This window comes from Pseudoalteromonas sp. SG43-6 (assembly GCF_014164365.1).
GTDB classification, from domain to species: domain Bacteria; phylum Pseudomonadota; class Gammaproteobacteria; order Enterobacterales; family Alteromonadaceae; genus Pseudoalteromonas; species Pseudoalteromonas rhizosphaerae.
The window spans coordinates 23276-42893 of record NZ_JACJEZ010000029.1 but is presented as its reverse complement, the minus strand read 5'-3'; the positions used below and the strand labels follow the sequence as shown (position 1 = coordinate 42893).

Genomic DNA, 19618 nt, shown 5'->3' with positions numbered 1-19618 from the left:
ATATGAGTCAAAAATGATTAGAAACAAGGCTGTTATCGCCGCGCAAATAGGTAGAAAAGATCGTAGTACTAAATGAAAAAAAGACATGACTTGCTTCATGAGACTATAATCCTTTGTCTATTTTAATGAAAACAGCAAACACACTATTCCTAGGTGCGAGTGCAGCTTACTTAGTAAATAACTTATTTTTACCCTATCATTTACCTTCTGAACACTACCTTAAATAATCAACAAAAAATTTACCTTACTCGTTTGGCGAGTTTACATATAAAGATTTATCAATAAATCTTATCGCAAAGCGACACGAATAAACTCTGTAGATAGATGTTGGCGATATTGTAAGCATGTATGCTAGGATCTGAATGTACTAAAAACTAGTCGGCTTTGATTTACTTCCATTCGCAAGTTTATGGCTTTTTGGATTACATTGGTGTTTGGCAGCAATGACATTGCCCACTCACTTTAAGTACAAAAAGTGATTAGATCTAATCAAGTAAACTACCTAAGAAGGAATAGCTTACCCGCTTTAACTTGCGGGGTAAGCTATGATAAATAGAGAGTGGTTAAAACTGATACCTTACTGAAGCTTCAATATTACGGGGTGCGCCAAAGAAGCCTTGGTTATAAAAATCAATACTGGAGTAGTACTTTTTATCAAATACGTTGTTGATATTCATTTGACCGCTAAACTGATCTGTAAACTTGTAACGCGCCATCATATTAACCAGCCAATAACTTGCCTGCTCTGCACGATAGGCATTATTAGGGCCAACATTTTCATTATAGATTTCATTTTGCCAATGTGCATTTACACCAAATTTGAACGCCTCATTATAATCATACATTCCAGACAGTTTAACTAAGTGCTCTGGGTTATGTGTTGCAAAAGGATCACCATTTTCATCTTCAGATTTGGTATGTGCGTAGCTGAAATTAGCATTAAATGAATCAGTCACTTGTCCTGAAACTTCCACCTCAAAACCTTTACTCTGCGTACCTTTTTTCCCGATATATGGAAAGCTACCATCAGGCAATGGTTCAGTGAATGAAGGGTCTAGTACTGCTACATTATCTTTTTCGACCTTAAATACGGCAGCAGTAACAAGTAATCGTTCATCAAGCCAGGTGCTTTTTACCCCAGCTTCTAAATTACTGCCTTCAACAGGGTCAAGACGTTGATCATTTTTGTCTTTTGCATTTTGTGGCTGGAAAATTTCAGTGTAGCTTGTATAAATTGATACCGTAGGTACAGGTGAGAACACTAGTCCCGCATAAGGAGTGTTAATGCCCGTTTGTTTGTAATTATCAGCACTGTCTATCTCATTTTCATAATCATAGCGACTAAAGCGGTTACCTAGAACAAGGGTTAGTTTATCCGTTATACTCAGTTGTGTAGCAATATACGCCCCAACCTGCTGTTCGTTATTTTTTCCGGTAATAGCGGTATCTGCATAAGTAGGTTCAGATACACTGCCATCCCACTGTAAAAAGTTTCCAACGGGATCACCACTGATAGCATAAAATGAATCAGAAGTGACATGCTGATCACTTAAGTTAGCCCCAACAATCAAGCGGTGCTCTCGAGAAAACAACTCAAAAGGACCATCTGCGTATATGCGCGCACTATCCAAAGTACGATCACTTTGATAAATCATTGACGAACCACTCATACCAAGCCCAGTGTCTCGATCAGGATGCCCGCTTAAGTATAATAGTTTGCCATCCATTTTATCATCTCGGCGTTCGTATTCTGCTCTCAACTGCCACCCATTTGTAAAGCTATGCGCTAAATTAACAAAGGCACTGGTATTATCGCGGTCCCAATAGGTCCAGTTTGCTGCCGTTGTACTTGATATAGCTAAATCATCAGCAGAGGAGCCATCTGCATAAAATAAAGGTAATGCACCCCATGTAGAGCCTTTAGGCCTACGTTTCGCATGCTCTATTCCGATGTTCATCTCAGTATTCGCGCCTAAATCAAAACCCACGGTTGTATAAAGTTGAAGATTATCTTTTTCAGCTAAATCAACATGGCTTTCACCTTGATCAATACTCGCAGCTACACGGCCACGAATACTGCCATCGCTATTGAGTGGCGTGTTAAAATCACCTTCAAGTCTAACATTTTGCCATGAACCAACTTTCGCAGTAACGTAACCTTGTTGTTCAAAACCTGCTTTTTTACGGATCAAATTGATTGCCGCTGAAGGTTCACCTGCTCCAGAGAGTAAGCCAGTGGCGCCTCTAACTACTTCCACACGCTCAAAAAGAATGGAATCTGATACTGCTTCTGAAAAAAAGCTATTGTAAAAAACCGGTAAGCCATCATACTGAAAATTGGTAACGGGATTACCACGTGCGCTAAAGAAAAAACGGCTGGTTTCTGCTTTTTGAACATTGATCCCCGCAGCCATTCCCACGACATCTGCAACATTATCTAGTGCAAAGTCTTGAATTGCTTGCGCATCAATTACAGAGATAGACTGAGGAGTTTGTTGCACTGAAAGCATTAAGCCTGTAGCGCTGGTATTATATTCTAACCGTTGCCCTAGCACAGAGATTTTTTCGATATTTGCTTCTTCTGTGCCTTGCTCATTTGCAAAAGCTACACTCGACATTGCTAATGTAACTGCCATAGAGATGTAAGAAATAGTTGGATTAAACATGGACCCTCAAGTCAAATAAAAACAATTTGCACTTAGATTAACGTTTTTTAACAACAAATACAATCATAAAGTTTTACAACCTATAGACTTACAATTGAATAACATATTACTGTGCCGGCGGAATAACACTTGTCTTATTAACGAATAAATATGGATTCTAAGTTTTTTTAGCACAAAAAAAGCGCCTATACTGCAGGCGCTTACATTGTTGAATTAAAAAATATTACTGATTAACAACACTTTTCAGTGGGTTTATCGGTTTTGCATTTTCGTCTAATAAGTTCATATCAAAATCAAACTCATCAACACGAATTGCACGTTCACGTTTTTTGTTGTAATCAATCAGTTTAGCGTATTCTTCTTCAGTGATTACATTTGCTACAAGTGCATTATCAAGAGTAAGTGCAAAACGAATACCTGGTTTGATTGTTTTAGCACGCAAGGCTTTTTTCACTTTTGCGAGTAAATCTAAACAGCCCATTTTCGCTTTATACGCTTGCTCGTTAATGTAATGTCCATCACCTTCAATAGGTTTAACTAAGTGTGTGATTTGCTTTTTAAATGCCGTGTCAAGTTGCGCCTGTGTAGCTAATTCGCGAATTAAGTCATCGCTAATTTTTGGCATTTTAGTCGAATAGTTCATGGTAATAAAACGCATAAACTTACGTGTGCCACTTGCAGGGAAGTTGTCTAAAAACTTATGCAATGCTTGTTCGGCGCTTTGTAATGCAAAACGTGTTGCGTAGTGGAAATATGGCGCTGCTTGCTCGCGTTCACTGCTTGCCACTTTTTGCTCATAATATTTAATTGATGCCATTGCCGCATATAAGAAGCTCATTACATCGCCTAAACGGGCTGATAGCATTTCCGCTTGTTTAAGTTTTCCGCCGAGTACCAGTAACGAAAAATCTGCATATACTGCTAATTTAGCTGATAATTTATGAGCTGCTTTTTCATATTCACGTACTTCTGGAAGTGGTGAATTAGCACCTGCTGTAAATGGTAATACGCCTAAACGAAATGCACGTAAACTGTTTGCTACGCTATAACCCACTGTTTTACGCAGAATGCGGTTAAATTCTTTATCTGCATTTTTATCTTCGCTGTGGATTGATTCAACCATCGATTGTAAATATGGGTGACAACGCATTACACCTTGACCAAAGATCATCAAGTTACGTGTAAGAATGTTGGCGCCTTCAACCGTGATGGCAATTGGCTGTGCAACATAGCCGCTTGCTAACGTATTTTGCGGGCCGTTCTGAATTGCTTTACCAGCTTGAATATCCATTGCTGAGTCAAGCACGTCGCGACCAATTTCAGTCATGTGATATTTTGCAATTGCAGTCACAACCGATGGCTTTAAGCCCATGCCTAAACCTTCGGTTGTAAGTACACGCATTGCTTCTTGTAGGTATGTTTTACCAGCAATATCAGCGAGTTTTTCTTGAATACCTTCAAATTGACCGATTGCTAAGCCAAATTGCTCACGTACCGCAGCATATTCAGACGCACCTTTAAATGCTACCTGAGATGAACTAACACCTAATGCAGGTAATGAAATACCACGGCCAGCGCCTAAACAGCTAACCAACATTTGCCAGCCACGGCCGATGTTCTTTTGCCCACCAATAATGAAGTCCATTGGTACAAATACTTTGTTGCCACGCGTAGTACCGTTGTAAAAACGAATCCCCATTGGATCATGGCGATTACCAAGTTCAACACCTGGGTGCTCTTTTGGAATAAGTGCACACGTAATACCGAGGTTTTCCTTACCACCTAGCAAGCCATTTGGATCAACCACTTTAAATGCTAAACCAAGTACGGTGGCAATTGGCGCAAGGGTGATATAACGCTTGTCCCAAGTGATCTCAAGACCAAGTACTTCTTCGCCGTTGTACATGCCTTTAGTCACTGTGCCTAAATCTGGAATGCCACCGGCATCAGAACCAGCCTCTGGGCTAGTGAGTGCAAAACATGGAATGTCACGGCCATTGGCTAGGCGTGGTAAATAATGTGCTTGCTGCTCTTTAGTACCAAAGTGCAGTAGTAACTCACCAGGGCCTAACGAGTTAGGAACCATAACGGTTACTGCAACTGCAGAACTTTTAGTGGCGATTGTGCCAACGATAGTTGAGTTTGCGTAAGGGCTAAACTCTAAACCACCAAATGATTTAGGAATAATCAGTGAAAAGAAACGTTCCTTTTTCAGAAAATCTAAAATGTATTCAGGTAAATGAATGCCATTTTGAATTTCTGTATCGTCGATCATACCCAATAGCTCTTGTAATGGGCCGTCGATAAATGCTTGTTCATCTGCGCTCAATACAGCAGCAGGGACTGCGCGAAGTGCGTTGAAGTCAGGCTTACCTTGGTAAATAGAGCCTTCTAACCACACATCACCCGCATCAAGGGCTTCTTGTTCAGTGATAGAAATACTTGGTAATACTTTTTTTAATTTTGTACGTAAACTCATAATCAACTCATCCGACCAGACAATAATACCTACATTACGTCATAAAAAATGGTTTAGATCAATTACTCTAAGCAATTTTTTAACAGTTTTTTCAATTTATTTATTTTTAGGCTATCTAAGCCATTGAATAAAAAGAGCTAACACTTGTACGCTGAAAAGTATTAAGTTGATTTTTTTTTACTAAAAAACGCTAAAATAATTAAACCTCAGCAACAATAGAAACAAAATGAGGGAAAATAAAGATATGTTAAAGTTTGTGCAAGGTAAGTAGTGTAAGCTTATCGACTGTTAACTAACACTGTTAATCACCACTAAAAGTCAGCTAATTTGCCATTACACAGTTTTATTAATGTATTGGGATCAAGTGCAATTTCAAGGCCGCGTTTACCAGCGCTTACATAAATAATATCAAACTGCTTTGCGCTACTATGGAGGTAAGTTGCTAAGCGTTTTTTTTGCCCTAATGGACTTACGCCACCAAGAATATATCCGGTGCTATTTTCTACCTTTTGTGCAGCGGCCATATGTACTTTTTTAACACCACATGCTTTTGCTAAGAGCTTTAAGTTAACTTGTTGACTCACAGGCGTAATTGCCACTACTAACTGCAATTCATTGGTTTCAAATACTAAGGTTTTGAAAACCTGCTCAGCGGCTAGATTTAACTTTTCAACAGCTTCTAAACCAAAGCTATGTGTACTTGAGTTATGCTCATAACTGAGCAGCTCAAAAGTGGCCTTGTGTTTTTTTAATAATTGTGTAGCTGGCGTCATGACTAACTCCATTGAATTGTTAACTGCTTTAAAATTAACAAAAAAAAGAGTACCAAGGTACTCTTTTTTAAACTATATATACTGGCTAAATAATATTAACAACAGGGATTAAACGACTATTTGCAGCCATTTTATTACCATAAATCCGCATAGAGCTTATTGCCAATGCAATAACGACAGCGCACCCGAGTAACCAAAATGCCGAAAACATCGGAGATTGCTTAAAGTTACCCACTTGATACACCACAGAGGCTGTGATGTAAGCAAGCCCTGTTGACCAAATTGCAACAAATAGCATCCATTTCATTCCAGCTTCTCGGTACATAGCGCCCATCACCGCCACACACGGTGTATAAAGCAATACAAAAACTAAGTAACTGAATGCAGCAAGTTGACTGCTAAATAGGTTTTCCATGGTTGCGAAGGTCGATACATTCACTTCTTGATCAATGGCCGCACTACTTTGATCGCTCACATTAGTGACATTTAAACCCAGTGGATCGAGTAAATTACCAAATACGTCTATTAGGTTTGCAGGAATACTCGCGAATGCTTCAGCCACTTTATCGATGACATTAACTGGCTCTTCATTCACAGCCGCTACGCCATCTAAATTTGAATATAAACTATCTAAAGTGCCAACTACTGCCTCTTTAGCAAATACGCCAGTAAAAATACCGACAGTTGCAGGCCAATTATCTTGCTCTACCCCGATAGGAGCAAACACCGGTGTTGCAATTTTTGAAATTTCACTGAGCATCGATTTATCTGTGTTGTCATTGCCAAAGGTAAAATCAGTACCTATGGAGCTTAATATTTTTAAAATAACAAACACCACAATTATAGTTTTACCGGCGCGCATACAAAAGCTTTTTAAGCGCTCCCATGCTTTGTAAAGTACGCCTTTTGCCGTTGGCATATGATACGCAGGTAATTCGAGAATAAACGGGGTAAGCGTTGGACTAAACAAGGTATTTTTAAGTACCAAACCGGTTAATACCGCCATAACAATACCTAAAATATACAGTGCAAATACTAAGTTTTGGCCATTAGTGGTAAAAAAGGCAGCGACAAACAAGGCATACACACTTAAGCGCGCGCCACATGACATAAATGGTGACATGGCAATAGTCAGTAAGCGATCTTTATGGGTTTCTAAAGTACGAGTTGCCATTACTGATGGCACGTTACAGCCAAAGCCAACAATTAAAGGCACAAACGCTTTACCCGGTAAACCAATGGCGCGCATTAATCTATCCATGATAAAAGCAGCACGCGCCATATAACCTGAATCTTCAATAAAGGCTAAACAAAAGTATAAAAAGCCAATCACCGGGATAAAGGTGGCAACAAGCTGAATACCACCACCTATACCGTCCGCAAGCAATGCGCGTAGCCAATCAGGTGCGCCTAATGAAGTTAATATTTCACCAAAGCCATCGACTAAAATCGCGCCTACAGCAATATCGAAAAAGTCTATAAATGCGCCGCCAACATTTACCGCAACAGTAAACATTAAATACATGATCCCTAAAAATATTGGGATCCCTAAAAAACGATTGATCACTACCGCATCTATTTTATCGCTAATGGTTTCAGAGGCGATGCCTTTAGTATTTTGAGCAAGTTCAGCCAGTTGATGGGCAAACTCATAACGACCATTGGCAAAAAGCACATCAAGTTCATGGTGATCGGCAAACTGTTCAAATTCAGCTTTTGCCACTGCCAGTGTTTGTTTATCAGCATAGCCAAAACAGCTTTCATCTTGCTCTAATAACCGCAATGACAACCAATCAGTGTCGATGTTTTCTATCGGTTTATTATTGGCAGTAAAACTGGCTGCAATGTTGTTGGCCGCTTGCGTTATTTTTTGCTCATAACTAGGGGTATGCATTGATACTTTTTTAAGTTTAAGCCCTTGCGCAATAAACTCTTTTAAACCTGTAATGTCTGTTTTATTATTTGCACTTAAGGCAATCACAGGGCATCCAAGTCGCTTTTCTAGCGCCTTTGGATCCGTTACTAAACCATTTCTTTTTGCCACATCGACCATATTTAGCACGACGAGTAAAGGTACTTTCATCTCAAGCAGCTGAGCGGTGAGGTATAAATTGCGTTCAAGATTTGATGCATCAAGAATATTGATGATCAGTTGTGATTCACCACTGAGTGCATAGTCACGCGCAATTTTTTCATCTAAAGGGGTTTGTGCATTTACATCTAGAGAATAAGTGCCAGGCAAATCAACCAAGTCGACAGTCTGATCAGCCACTTTAAATTGACCAATTTTCTTATCGATGGTCACCCCTGACCAGTTACCTACTTTCTGTTTGCTACCGGTTAAAGCGTTGAATAGTGTAGTTTTACCACAGTTTGGGTTACCTATTACGGCAATGTTTGGATTCATACTGCGAGTTCCAAATTAATTGATTTTGCCTCGGATTTACGAAGACTAAGAACGGTACCGCGAACTTTGACAATCATCGGATCGCCAAATGGAGAAAAGCGCAATACGTGGACAGGAGCGCCTGGCGTTAAACCCATTGCAAGTAATTTCTGGCGCAACAAACTCGCATTAGGATCGATGCTTACAACAGAGCCATGTTGGCCAATTACTAATTCGTCTAACGTTAACATGCCATCTCATTTCATTTAATACATCAATGGCGCTGATTTTACGCCGATTATTCAATCATGCAAGTGAGACTAATTATCATATCGATAAGTAATGCAAAATAAAGCAGCAATGGCATTTAATTACCCATATAGGGTCCGGGATTTCATTTGATAAGATAAAATAGCCGTTAAGTGACAGGTGATTAACGAGCCTAATCGCTCTGTAAAGGTAGCATTATGAATATGTATTACTGCGAGGTTGTCAACAAAGCGCTTATTTTTGTCAGATTAATAAGCTTTTGTTAGCCAATAAAAAATGGCGCTAATTAGCGCCATTTTGTAAGTAATGAGTGATTACTTAGTTAAATCATCAAAGAACTTTTTTACACCATCAAAAAAGCCTTTTTCTTTTGGACGGTTTTTAGAACCATCCTTACCCATGCTTTGCTCAAGCTCTTGCAATAACTCGCGTTGGCGTTCATTTAACTTAACGGGTGTTTCTATTACCACTTTACAGATCAAGTCACCAACTGCGCCACTACGGACAGACTTAACACCTTTACCGCGCATACGGAACATTTTGCCCGTTTGACTCTCAGCTGGGATCTTCAATTTAGCACGACCATCTAAAGTCGGTACTTCAATTTCGCCACCAAGAGCAGCCGTTGTAAACCCAATCGGCACTTCACAATATAGGTTATTACCATCACGCTCAAAGATACGGTGTTCACGTACCGATACCTGCACATACAAGTCACCAGCGGGTGCACCATGTACCCCTGCTTCACCTTCGCCAGATAAACGAATGCGGTCGCCAGTATCAACCCCGGCTGGGATTTTAACCGATAATGTTTTGGTTTTTTCCACACGGCCTTGACCATGACAGCTATTACATGGATCAGAAATTATCTGACCAGTGCCCTGACAGGTTGGACAGGTTTGTTGCACAGCAAAAAAACCTTGGCGCATTTGCACTTGGCCTGCACCATGACAAGTCGTACATGTTTTCGGTTTAGAACCCGCTTTTGCACCGCTGCCGTCACACGGCTCACAGCTCACCCACGTAGGTACTTTAATTTCTACTTCTTTACCACGAACCGCTTCTTCTAAGCTTAAGTCCATGTTGTAACGTAGGTCTGAACCTCGTTGCTGACGCGATTGACGACGGCCACCACCGCCTCCAAAAATATCACCGAACACGTCACCAAATACATCACCAAAGTCACCATGGCCGCCACCAAAGCCGCCATGACCACCACCGCCACCGCCTTGTTCAAACGCAGCATGGCCGTATTGATCATACATTTGACGTTTTTGACTGTCAGTGAGGATCTCGTAAGCTTCTTTTACTTCCTTGAATTTAGTTTCAAGTTCTTTATCGCCTGCGGTACGATCTGGATGATATTTCATCGCTAAGCGTTTATACGCTTTTTTTACGTCTCTTTCGCTGGCGTCTTTTGCCACTCCAAGGACTTCATAATAATCGCGTTTTGACATATCTATCACACTACTCTTTTCTTACTGCAGCATTGCTGCGGATAAATCGATAAATCGTATCGATTTATCATCTAATTTACATGCAAAAGGCGCGTCAAGCTTTAGCCCGCGCGCCTTAGTTGTTCATCCTAACTTAAATTGCGATATCAGTCATCGTGTTTTCAGTTAGGCGAAGCGCTAACAACAATTACTTGTCGTCTTTAACTTCTTCGAACTCAGCATCCACTACGTCGTCATCTTTCTTCGCAGATTGTTGCTGCTCGGCACCGGCGTCACCACCTTGTTGTGCTTTAGCTTGTGCAATTTCCATTAACTTTTGTGACTTTTCAGCAAGCGCTTGAGTTTTTGCTTCAATCTCGTCTTTTTTGTCACTCTTAATCGCAGCTTCAAGGTCAACAACAGCCGCTTCAATTGCGTCTTTGTCTTCGCTTGGTAATGCATCACCCGCTTCTTCAATTTGCTTACGTGTACCGTGAACAAGTGCATCAGCTTGGTTACGTGCAGCTACTAACTCTTCAAACTTTTTATCGTCTTCTGCGTGTGCTTCGGCATCACGAACCATTTTTTCAACTTCTTCATCGCTTAAGCCTGAAGATGCTTGAATGGTGATTTTTTGCTCTTTACCTGTGTCTTTATCTTTTGCAGATACATGTAAGATACCATCAGCGTCCACATCAAAAGTAACTTCGATTTGTGGTGTACCACGTTGTGCTGGACGAATACCTTCTAGGTTAAATTGACCTAGTGATTTGTTGTCGCTAGCACGTTTACGCTCACCTTGTAAGACATGGATAGTTACTGCGGCTTGATTATCTTCAGCAGTTGAGAATGTTTGCGATTTCTTCGTTGGAATAGTCGTATTTTTCTCAATTAACGCAGTCATTACAGAGCCCATAGTCTCAATACCTAGAGATAATGGCGAAACGTCTAGTAATAGTACATCTTTCACATCACCAGCAAGTACACCACCTTGAATCGCTGCGCCCACGGCTACTGCTTCATCAGGGTTAACGTCTTTACGTGGCTCTTTTCCGAAGAAATCAGCAACTGTTTTTTGTACTAAAGGCATACGTGTTTGACCACCAACAAGGATGATGTCGTCAATGTCGCTTACTGATAAATCAGCATCAGCAAGGGCACGTTTTAATGGCTCTAGTGACTTCATTACTAAATCTTCAACTAGTGACTCAAGCTTAGCGCGTGTTAGTTTCACGTTCATGTGCTTAGGACCAGTTGCATCAGCAGTTACGTACGGAAGATTTACTTCTGTAGATTGTGCAGATGATAATTCAATTTTTGCTTTTTCAGCCGCTTCTTTAACACGTTGCATTGCAAGTGGATCAGTTTTTAAGTCTAAACCTTGATCTTTTTTGAATTCAGCAACTAAATAGTTGATTACGCGGTTATCGAAATCTTCACCACCTAAGTGAGTGTCGCCATTTGTAGCTAGTACTTCAAATGTGTGCTCACCTTCAACTTCATCAATTTCAATGATTGATAAATCGAAAGTACCACCACCTAAGTCATATACTGCAACAACGTTTTCGCCTTTGTTTTTGTCCATGCCATAAGCAAGGGCAGCAGCAGTTGGCTCATTGATGATACGTTTAACTTCAAGACCTGCAATACGCCCAGCATCTTTAGTAGCTTGACGTTGTGAATCATTAAAGTAAGCAGGTACTGTAATAACCGCTTCAGTTACTGCTTCACCTAAGAAGTCTTCAGCTGTTTTTTTCATTTTTTTCAAAACTTCAGCTGAAATTTGTGGTGCAGCGCGTTTTTCGCCGCCCGCTTCAACCCATGCATCACCATTATCTGCTTTGATAATTTTAAAAGGCATGATGCCGATATCACGTTGTACTTCTTCGTCTTCAAAGCGACGACCAATTAAACGCTTAATTGCAAATAATGTGTTTGTCGGGTTAGTAACCGCTTGACGTTTAGCAGATTGACCTACTAAAGTTTCACCGTCTTGCGTATAAGCTATAATAGACGGAGTGGTACGATCGCCTTCCGCGTTTTCAATAACACGTGCTTTGCCACCATCAAGTACTGCAACACAAGAGTTAGTAGTACCTAAGTCGATTCCGATAATTTTACCCATGAAATATCTCCAACTTCAAAATTCATTAATACGTTCGATGACTAGTAGATAGGGATGCCACAAACTTAATTCAACTGTAAAAATGAAAAAAAAGTGCTTTTTTGTAATTTATTTTGCAAATAACCCTAATTAATGTGTGGATTGACGTTTTTTGCATCATTAGGGGCCATTTCACAATCTGGTCTGATGAGTTTTTCTGTGTTATAAAATCACTAATAAATAAAAAATGTCTCAAAGGATCACTATGCATTTTGACCAACTACTACAGCAAGCGGCACTTATAGGTCAGCTTCCCCCTTCAGAGCAAACTTACGCAACAATGCAATTTCCTGCTAACTGGTGCCAAGGTCGAACTGCTTTTGGCGGTTTATCAGCCTCATTACTGTATCAGGCAATGCGTCAACAAATAGAACCAAGTCGTCGTTTGTTATCTATTAGTACAAATTTTGTAGGTCCTTTATTAGCAGATGCTGATTTTTCTCTTTCCGTCGAAATTTTACGGGAAGGAAAAAGTAGCACACAAGTACTGGCTAAAGCGCTGCAGAACGGCCAAGTAAGCGTGGTCGTACAAGCGTGTTTTGCAAAATCGCGAGATTCAGCTATTAAGGTACCAGTGACAAAAACAATGAGCCTAAAACCGGTTAATGAACGTTACACTTTACCATTTCAGTCAGGTGCCATGCCGGAATTCTTCCAACATGTCGCGCTTTGTCCTCAGCAAGGTGCAATGCCGTTTACAGCAGCCCAAACGTCGCATTTAGGCGGCTGGATGAAATTAAAACAGTCGCCAGCAGAACTAAGTGAGGCACATATTATTGCCTTAACGGATGCATGGCCGCCTACTTTATTACAAATGTTTAACCAACCAGCGCCCGCCAGTAGCATGTCGTGGTATTTAGAGTTTGTGAAAACACCGCAGTTGGCAGCCGACGAGTGGCTTGGATTTGAAGCAGTAACTCACCACTGTAAAGATGGTTATGGTTTAGAAGATGGCTGTATTTGGTCACAATCCGGTGAGTTGCTTGCGCTTACCCGCCAAACAGTAGCATTATTTGATTGAGTTTGGTTCTACAGCCTGAGCATAATCGCTGCCATCAAAGGCCATAATTTTACTGTACTGCCCATTTGCAATGATATGGGCAAGTCCCGTATCAAAAATCTCTTGTAGCACTTTACTATTAAAGTAGGCAGGGCGAGGTGCCTCAGGAAATATAGGGTGTATAGTAATAGGCTTAATTGGGTGCGATTCTTTATACTGCTGTAAATAATGTAAAAACACCCGTTTCTCTAGTACCACCACATCAACCCACTCTTTCATTAAATGATCCACCTGCGCCGCTTGGTATACAACTTCTTCATAGGAACTCAGTTTAGTTGTTAATGTTTTAAATGGAGGCGGCAAAAATTCGGTGGCATTTTGAAAGGCGACAACACTCTTACCCGATAAATCATACACAGTGTTAATTTTAAAATGATTTTTCTGCAGGCTCACCGCTACATTTTGATAAGCCAATAGACTTTGACTGGAAAAAATAGCAGGGCTCGTCACGCCCGCATAATTCATCGCAATATCGACCTGCATTTGTTCTAAGGACTGCCCTGCACGCTTATTAGACATGTAAACGATATCTAGGTTGGTTATACCTTGATCTTTAAACGCAGATTTTAAAATCTGCAACTGCAAGCCGGTATCATCCTCACTAAAGACGTAAGGAGGCAAAGAAGGGCTTACCGCAACGGTAATAATGTCGCTAGATTTTGGCGCAGCTAAACTCAATGCAAAAGTGCTATATAAAACAAAAAAAAACACTATAAAATACTTCATTCACCACCCACAGATAGATGCTTTTTAGCAACTGTAAAATTACATGACAACTTTCTTATTAGGCTAGCCTAGTTAAACCAATTTCGCATTTGTATTTAGCATATAATTGATGCAAACTTGATCTAAGATACTTCTAAGTGGTTATTAATTTGCAAACTGCCTGCCCTAATTGTGACTTGATTATTGATATCCCGCACATAGTTGCAAAACAAATGGCTGTCTGTCCACATTGTCACAGTAAACTATGCGCAGCAAATATAAATTATGACAGCCGTATTGTAGCACTCAGTATTAGTGCTTTACTCATGCTGCTAAGCAGTATGTTTTATCCATTTATCTCATTTAGTAGTAATGGCATTACACAGACGATTACCTTGCCCGATGCCGCTCGTATTTTGTTTAATTACGACAGCGATTTATTAGGCATTTTTATTGATGTTAGTATTATTGGTTTACCAATGGCATTACTCACTATTTTGATCCCACTGCATTTAGGCTTACTTAAAGTACTTCCACAAACGATTGCCAGACGCTTACTCAAATTCACCTTAGCGCTAGAGCCATGGATAATGTCAGAAATATTTTTAATCGGTGTATTGGTCAGCATGGTAAAAATAATGTCGCTAGCGGAAGTCAGCTTTGGCGTTAGTTTTTGGGCCTATGCCGCGTTTGTACTCTTCTATATTGGCTCATTAGCACACTTAAATCGTGCTCGATTATGGGATCAAGTACAGCCTCAGGCTGAAATTGCAGCCGCAAAACTTTCTTATCGTGCCATAGATAGTAACATTCGAGCCTGTCATGTCTGCCATCAACTAAGCGATAGCGAATACTGTTCTCGCTGTAATAGCAAAACCCATATCAGAAACCCCCACAGCGTACAAAAAGCAACGGCATGGTTAATAACTTCAATTGCCTGTTATATTCCGGCAAATTTATTGCCAATAATGTACACCACTAGTTTGGGGGATGAATCCCCCTCAACATTAATTGGTGGGGTAATAACACTGTGGCAAGCTGGCTCATACCCTATTGCATTAATCATTTTTTTAGCGAGTGTAGTAGTACCATTAGCTAAAGCGCTCATTTTAACATTTTTATGCTTTTTGGTTAGCAAACCCGCTAACGGCCAAACAAAGGGCTATACTAAAGTTTATCAATTAACTGAGTTTATTGGTAAATGGTCCATGATCGATGTATTTGTTGTCGCAATTCTAGTAGCCTTAGTGCAACTTGGGAATTTAATGTCGGTAACACCAGGTTTAGGCACTGTATTTTTTACTATCATGGTGATTTGCCAAATGTTGGCAGCACACGCGTTTGATCCTCGGCTATTATGGGATTCGCCAAACAATGATAAAAAGACCATAAATTAGAGAAACAGCATGAGTGAAACGGCTAATATAAAAAAAGAACCTATTATTTCTGCGATTTGGATCATACCGGTTATAGCTTTGCTCGTTGGTGTGTGGATGCTTTACCAATACCAAGCTAATAAAGGCGCAACCATTTATATTTCAATGCCTCATGCTGAGGGTATCGTGGCAGGCAAGACTGAAATAAAAGTACGTAGTGTGAAAATCGGCCAAATTGATCACGTTCGCCTCTCTGATACTAAAAACAGTGTGATTGCTCGAGCTCAAATTGATAGACATTATGATGGCTTACTCACGGAAGACGCCAACATCTGGGTAGTAAAACCACGTATTGATGAAACGGGTATCAGCGGTATGAGCACGTTACTATCGGGTGTATATTTAGAATTTTCACCAGGTGAAAGTAGTAAAACAAAAGAGCATTTTAAATTACAAGAAGAGCCAGCGCTGATTGATAAAGATGTCAAAGGCGGTCGCTTTTCATTACTCAGCTATGATGCTGAGGTTATGGATGTCGGCACCGGTATATTTTTTAAGAATTATAAAATTGGTCAAGTTGAAACAGCGACATTTGATTGGAAGAATCAAGCGATGAAGTATGGTATTTTCATCAACGAACCTTATCAAAACCTGATCACCTTAAATTCTATTTTCTGGGTCAATACGGGTGTTGAAATTGATTTATCTGCCGATGGCATTAATGTAAAAACAGGTTCATTAAGCAGGTTATTAAAAGGAGGGATCTCGGTTGGTTTGCCTAAACAACAGTCACCGGGTAATTTAGCCCAAGAAGGCCATAGCTTTTCGCTTAGTAACAGCTACAAAGATGCTCTTGAGGAGCGTTTTTATAATTTTGACTATTACCTAATTGAGTTTGAACAGTCTATTCGAGGTTTACGTGCCGGAGCCCCGGTTGAATATCGTGGCATGCGCGTCGGTACTGTTGTTAAAGCACCTGCAAATGTGATGATCGATGGCAAACCCGCTCACTTTAGAACTGATAATACCGCTGTGCCAGTACTGATAAAAATAGAGTATGGCCGCATTTACCACGATAATGCCTCAGCCAAACAATTTTGGCAAAACAGTGTTGATGGTTGGATCAAAAATGGCATGCGCGCTTCTTTAAAACCAGGCAACTTACTCACCGGTGCTGTGTATGTCGATTTTGATATCTACCACGATGCCCCAGCTGCGAAGTTAGAAACACTGTCTCAATATCAAGTATTTCCAAGTGTTTCCAGTGGCATTACCGTATTAGCAGATCAAGTGTCTGACGTATTAAATAAGGTAAAAAACTTAAAAATTGAAGACAGCTTAGCGCAAATTGATTCCGCGTTTGCTGATTACCAAGCGCTGGCGAATGAAATGCGCACATTGTTAAGTAAACAAGATACCCAAGATTTACCCGGTGATATTAATCGTAATTTTGCTGAAATGACCAAGAGCATGCAGCAATTTGATGTCACCATGAAACAGTTTGAAAAAACCATGGCAAGTTACCAACAAGGTTCTTCATTTCATCAGCAGCTACAACAAACGCTATCAGAATTTAAGCGCTTGAGTGAAGAGTTGCAACCGCTTACTCGTGGTTTAAATGAGCAACCGAATATGTTTATTTTTGATAAATCATTGCCTAGTGATCCAACACCGAGGAAACAATAATGCGCACGCTTTTACGACCACAATTTCTTGCTGTAATCGGGGTGCTATTTTTATCTGGGTGTAGCCAATCGCTTAATGCACCGGTTGAATATTATCAGTTCGAACAAACCATAAAACCAATGCAGCGCAGTTCAACTGACACAATAGCTCAATTGCGCGTCACGACTGTCAGCCTGCGTGGAGCCTTGAATAACCGAGGTATCGCCATGAAACTAGACAACAACCAAGTTAATGCTGCAAATTATCACTTATGGAGTGAAGCGCCAGATCAAATGCTAACAGCAAGCGCCCATCAAACATTATTTACCACGCTTGATAACTGGATGGTGGTCAAAGGATTACCTGTTATAACAGATAAAGATCAGCAAAGTTATTATGAATTAGAATATGAGCTACATCATTTCAATGGTGATAACCAAGGTAATGCCGATATTTCTGGTTTGTGGCGCCTATATTATACGTCGTTTGAAAATGGCCGCTCTTTAAAAACAATTCATTATTTTAGTGAGGTTAACCCTTTAACTGGTGATGATTACGAAGGCCTCGTCGAAAGCTTAGAGCAAAACTGGCAGAATATTAATCAACAGGTAGCAACTACCCTGAGTGTTCTTATTCAAGAATAAACACCACTAAAGCAGTGCCATCATTATTAAGCACTGCTTTGCCTATATACCTAAACCCGAGTTTATTTAATAACCCATGCGAAGCGGTATTGTCAGCGTCGGCTATCGCGGCAATGTAGCTGAACTTACCTTGATACGCGTGTAATAGTTTTGCAGCCGCTTCATAGGCACTGCTAATGCTTCTCGTTGGAATAAGCCCACCATGCCCATGGCAACGCCTTGTTTATTTGCCACAATATAAGGTCCAAAACCTTGCTGTTGGTGGCCATCAATAAAGGTTTTTTGTAAATAATCTTCGGCTTGTTGTTTGGTATAAATGCTTTTATCAGCAATATAACGATAAAAACTCGGCTGATTTAATAAACTCAAGATAAACGACGCATCACTAAGCTGGCCATGGCGAAGAATTAAACGTTGCGTATTCATATCTCGTTTTCCTATTAATGATAGTGATCGTTTAAGCTAAATTAAAATGCAGCACTATCAACTGTACCGGTATAATTTAAACAGGCTGCGTCTATGTTGTTGAACCTTGGAAAGCTCCGACAATTTATAATAACGATGTGCTAAGTGTTCATCGCTGAGCGTGATCACAGCATCTTTTAACAAACTAACTCTAAAAATAAAAGCATGAGAATTAAACGCTTTGTGATAATAAATACCGGTTAAGTGTTCAATTTTCACTTCACAGCCGAGCTCTTCTTGGCATTCGCGTATGAGTGCTTGATGTACAGTTTCACCGACATCTAAGGCGCCACCAGGTAATCCCCAGCTTAGCTCGCCATAGCTTGCCTTTAGCAGCAAAACCTCCCCGCTGGCATTAGTGATCACCCCATGGGCGCTGAGTCGATAAAAATCTGTAAATGCCATCTTTCCCCCTAAGTTGATAACCTTAAACAATAACAAAAAGCCCCGCAATTGCGAGGCTTAAAGATTATGAATCACGGTTAATAATTAATCATGGCTAATTTTCACTACCTGCTTTCCGGTAAAGCCACCAGCAATTTGTTTATTCAGCGCCTGTGAAATACTACTGGCGTTAAATTCAACCTCAATGATCTGCGGTATTTTGATACTGCCACTGGCTAAATTGTCTAGCAATAAATTGCCCATAAAACTCATTTTTTGCTGAGCACATAAACTGTTTGCTAACCACGCTCCACCTAAAGAAACAATACCTATATTTGGCGCACGTCTGAACATCAGCTCCTGCTCAAACTTAGGCAGTGGATTTAAGCACGCAATACGGCCACAAAAACGCATTAATTCAACATTACGCACAGTGGTTTCACCACCAATCGAATCGAGCACCGCATCAAAGCCTTGTGGACCAAGTTCTTTACGAATTTTATCGCTAAGCTTTTTATCGTTGTAATCAAACACCACATCAGCACCCAATTGTTTAACAAGCTTATGGTTGCGTTTGCTCGCGGTGGTAAATACCGTAGCACCACGTTGTTTGGCAAATTGAATGGCGAACTGACCGACGGCCCCCGCACCAGCTTCAATTAAAAGTGAATCACCTTCGGTTAATTGCAGTTTATCAAGAGCTATTAATGCCGACATCCCTGCGCAGGGTAATGTCGCGGCTTGCTGTAACGTAACGCTGTCAGGAATTTGCGATACAGCAAAGTTAGGCACTTTAGCGTATTGCGATAACACCCCTTGGTCGCCAACATTACCATGCCACATAACCCGAGTACCGACACTTGGAAATACCCCTTTAGTGGCTTTTACCACCACCCCTACAGCATCAAGGCCTAGGGTATGAGGATAGTGCCATTTACAAAAACCTTGTTTAGCAAAATACGCATCAACTGGATTCAACGCAACATACTCAACCTTTATCAACAATTCGTTGTCTACAACATCAGGCACCGGCAATTCAAGCTCAGATAAATTAATCTGTTCATTAGGTTCAAGTAACGCAATCGCACGCATTGTCGCGGGGATTGTTGATAAAAGATCAGTATGTGGCATCAAAAACTCAACTT

Annotated in this window: 14 protein-coding genes and 1 pseudogene; 4 read left to right on the top strand and 11 right to left on the bottom strand. The window is 40.5% G+C overall.

Annotated features, from left to right (window positions below; genetic code table 11):
- Window positions 1-563: 563 nt before the first annotated feature.
- The 7 genes from H5201_RS13510 to dnaK all read right to left on the bottom strand — a co-directional run bounded on the left by H5201_RS13510 (window position 564) and on the right by dnaK (window position 12135).
- A complete protein-coding gene (locus H5201_RS13510; protein WP_182718720.1) occupies window positions 564-2666 on the bottom strand; it encodes a TonB-dependent siderophore receptor in 2103 nt (700 codons plus the stop codon).
- Between the two features lie 223 nt (window positions 2667-2889).
- A complete protein-coding gene (locus H5201_RS13505) occupies window positions 2890-5145 on the bottom strand; it encodes an acyl-CoA dehydrogenase (RefSeq protein ID WP_145236077.1) in 2256 nt (751 codons plus the stop codon).
- A gap of 311 nt (window positions 5146-5456) precedes the next feature.
- Window positions 5457-5918 carry a Cys-tRNA(Pro) deacylase gene (ybaK, locus tag H5201_RS13500; RefSeq protein ID WP_145236081.1) on the bottom strand — a complete coding sequence of 154 codons (462 nt, stop codon included), beginning with the start codon at window positions 5916-5918 and terminating at the stop codon, window positions 5457-5459.
- 85 nt (window positions 5919-6003) lie between these two features.
- Window positions 6004-8325, bottom strand: coding sequence for a Fe(2+) transporter permease subunit FeoB (feoB, locus tag H5201_RS13495; RefSeq protein WP_182784833.1), 2322 nt, complete (start codon window positions 8323-8325; stop codon window positions 6004-6006).
- Complete coding sequence (locus H5201_RS13490) at window positions 8322-8555, bottom strand: FeoA family protein (protein WP_149980124.1); 234 nt, start codon at window positions 8553-8555, stop codon at window positions 8322-8324. The genes feoB and H5201_RS13490 overlap by 4 nt, the downstream gene beginning before the upstream one ends.
- A gap of 333 nt (window positions 8556-8888) precedes the next feature.
- Window positions 8889-10031 (bottom strand): molecular chaperone DnaJ, encoded by a 1143-nt coding sequence (gene dnaJ, locus H5201_RS13485; protein ID WP_145236090.1) that lies wholly within the window; start codon window positions 10029-10031, stop codon window positions 8889-8891.
- A gap of 187 nt (window positions 10032-10218) precedes the next feature.
- On the bottom strand, window positions 10219-12135 hold the full coding sequence (gene dnaK / locus H5201_RS13480) for a molecular chaperone DnaK (protein WP_149980123.1): 1917 nt from the start codon (window positions 12133-12135) through the stop codon (window positions 10219-10221).
- 244 nt (window positions 12136-12379) lie between these two features.
- On the opposite strand from dnaK, the gene H5201_RS13475 reads away from it, so the two are divergent.
- On the top strand, window positions 12380-13195 hold the full coding sequence (locus H5201_RS13475; RefSeq protein WP_149980122.1) for an acyl-CoA thioesterase II: 816 nt from the start codon (window positions 12380-12382) through the stop codon (window positions 13193-13195).
- Here the strand turns inward: H5201_RS13475 and H5201_RS13470 are convergent.
- Complete coding sequence (locus tag H5201_RS13470) at window positions 13184-13945, bottom strand: transporter substrate-binding domain-containing protein (protein ID WP_310736702.1); 762 nt, start codon at window positions 13943-13945, stop codon at window positions 13184-13186. The genes H5201_RS13475 and H5201_RS13470 overlap by 12 nt on opposite strands.
- Before the next feature lie 164 nt (window positions 13946-14109).
- Here H5201_RS13470 and H5201_RS13465 point away from each other — a divergent pair, with 164 nt between their 5' ends.
- Genes H5201_RS13465 through H5201_RS13455 form a run of 3 tightly spaced genes read left to right on the top strand, consistent with a single transcriptional unit; the run spans window position 14110 to window position 17624 of the window.
- Window positions 14110-15336, top strand: a complete 1227-nt coding sequence (locus H5201_RS13465) for a paraquat-inducible protein A (RefSeq protein ID WP_149980384.1) — start codon at window positions 14110-14112, stop codon at window positions 15334-15336.
- Between the two features lie 9 nt (window positions 15337-15345).
- The gene (gene pqiB, locus H5201_RS13460) at window positions 15346-17001 is read left to right on the top strand and encodes an intermembrane transport protein PqiB (RefSeq protein ID WP_182784831.1); all 1656 of its coding nucleotides are present in this window, start codon (window positions 15346-15348) and stop codon (window positions 16999-17001) included.
- The gene (locus H5201_RS13455; RefSeq protein WP_182784829.1) at window positions 17001-17624 is read left to right on the top strand and encodes a membrane integrity-associated transporter subunit PqiC; all 624 of its coding nucleotides are present in this window, start codon (window positions 17001-17003) and stop codon (window positions 17622-17624) included. The genes pqiB and H5201_RS13455 overlap by 1 nt, the downstream gene beginning before the upstream one ends.
- Before the next feature lie 102 nt (window positions 17625-17726).
- On the opposite strand, the gene H5201_RS13450 is transcribed toward H5201_RS13455, so the two are convergent.
- From H5201_RS13450 to H5201_RS13440, 3 genes and pseudogenes are all read right to left on the bottom strand, one after another.
- Entirely contained in the window at window positions 17727-18050 is a 324-nt protein-coding gene (locus H5201_RS13450) for a GNAT family N-acetyltransferase (RefSeq protein WP_145236108.1), read from the bottom strand.
- A gap of 41 nt (window positions 18051-18091) precedes the next feature.
- Window positions 18092-18494 (bottom strand): annotated as a pseudogene (locus H5201_RS13445) (NUDIX hydrolase).
- Between the two features lie 84 nt (window positions 18495-18578).
- The gene (locus H5201_RS13440) at window positions 18579-19604 is read right to left on the bottom strand and encodes a zinc-binding dehydrogenase (RefSeq protein WP_145236115.1); all 1026 of its coding nucleotides are present in this window, start codon (window positions 19602-19604) and stop codon (window positions 18579-18581) included.
- Window positions 19605-19618 lie beyond the last annotated feature (14 nt).

What these genes read in the sequence shown, in the direction of transcription:
- H5201_RS13450 (WP_145236108.1), bottom strand. Translation starts at nt 18,050, where the DNA reads ATGAATACGCAACGTTTAATTCTTCGCCATGGCCAGCTTAGTGATGCG.
- ybaK (WP_145236081.1), bottom strand. Translation starts at nt 5,918, where the DNA reads ATGACGCCAGCTACACAATTATTAAAAAAACACAAGGCCACTTTTGAG.
- H5201_RS13510 (WP_182718720.1), bottom strand. Translation starts at nt 2,666, where the DNA reads ATGTTTAATCCAACTATTTCTTACATCTCTATGGCAGTTACATTAGCA.
- feoB (WP_182784833.1), bottom strand. Translation starts at nt 8,325, where the DNA reads ATGAATCCAAACATTGCCGTAATAGGTAACCCAAACTGTGGTAAAACT.
- dnaJ (WP_145236090.1), bottom strand. Translation starts at nt 10,031, where the DNA reads ATGTCAAAACGCGATTATTATGAAGTCCTTGGAGTGGCAAAAGACGCC.
- H5201_RS13490 (WP_149980124.1), bottom strand. Translation starts at nt 8,555, where the DNA reads ATGTTAACGTTAGACGAATTAGTAATTGGCCAACATGGCTCTGTTGTA.
- dnaK (WP_149980123.1), bottom strand. Translation starts at nt 12,135, where the DNA reads ATGGGTAAAATTATCGGAATCGACTTAGGTACTACTAACTCTTGTGTT.
- H5201_RS13505 (WP_145236077.1), bottom strand. Translation starts at nt 5,145, where the DNA reads ATGAGTTTACGTACAAAATTAAAAAAAGTATTACCAAGTATTTCTATC.
- pqiB (WP_182784831.1), top strand. Translation starts at nt 15,346, where the DNA reads ATGAGTGAAACGGCTAATATAAAAAAAGAACCTATTATTTCTGCGATT.
- H5201_RS13440 (WP_145236115.1), bottom strand. Translation starts at nt 19,604, where the DNA reads ATGCCACATACTGATCTTTTATCAACAATCCCCGCGACAATGCGTGCG.
- H5201_RS13455 (WP_182784829.1), top strand. Translation starts at nt 17,001, where the DNA reads ATGCGCACGCTTTTACGACCACAATTTCTTGCTGTAATCGGGGTGCTA.
- H5201_RS13475 (WP_149980122.1), top strand. Translation starts at nt 12,380, where the DNA reads ATGCATTTTGACCAACTACTACAGCAAGCGGCACTTATAGGTCAGCTT.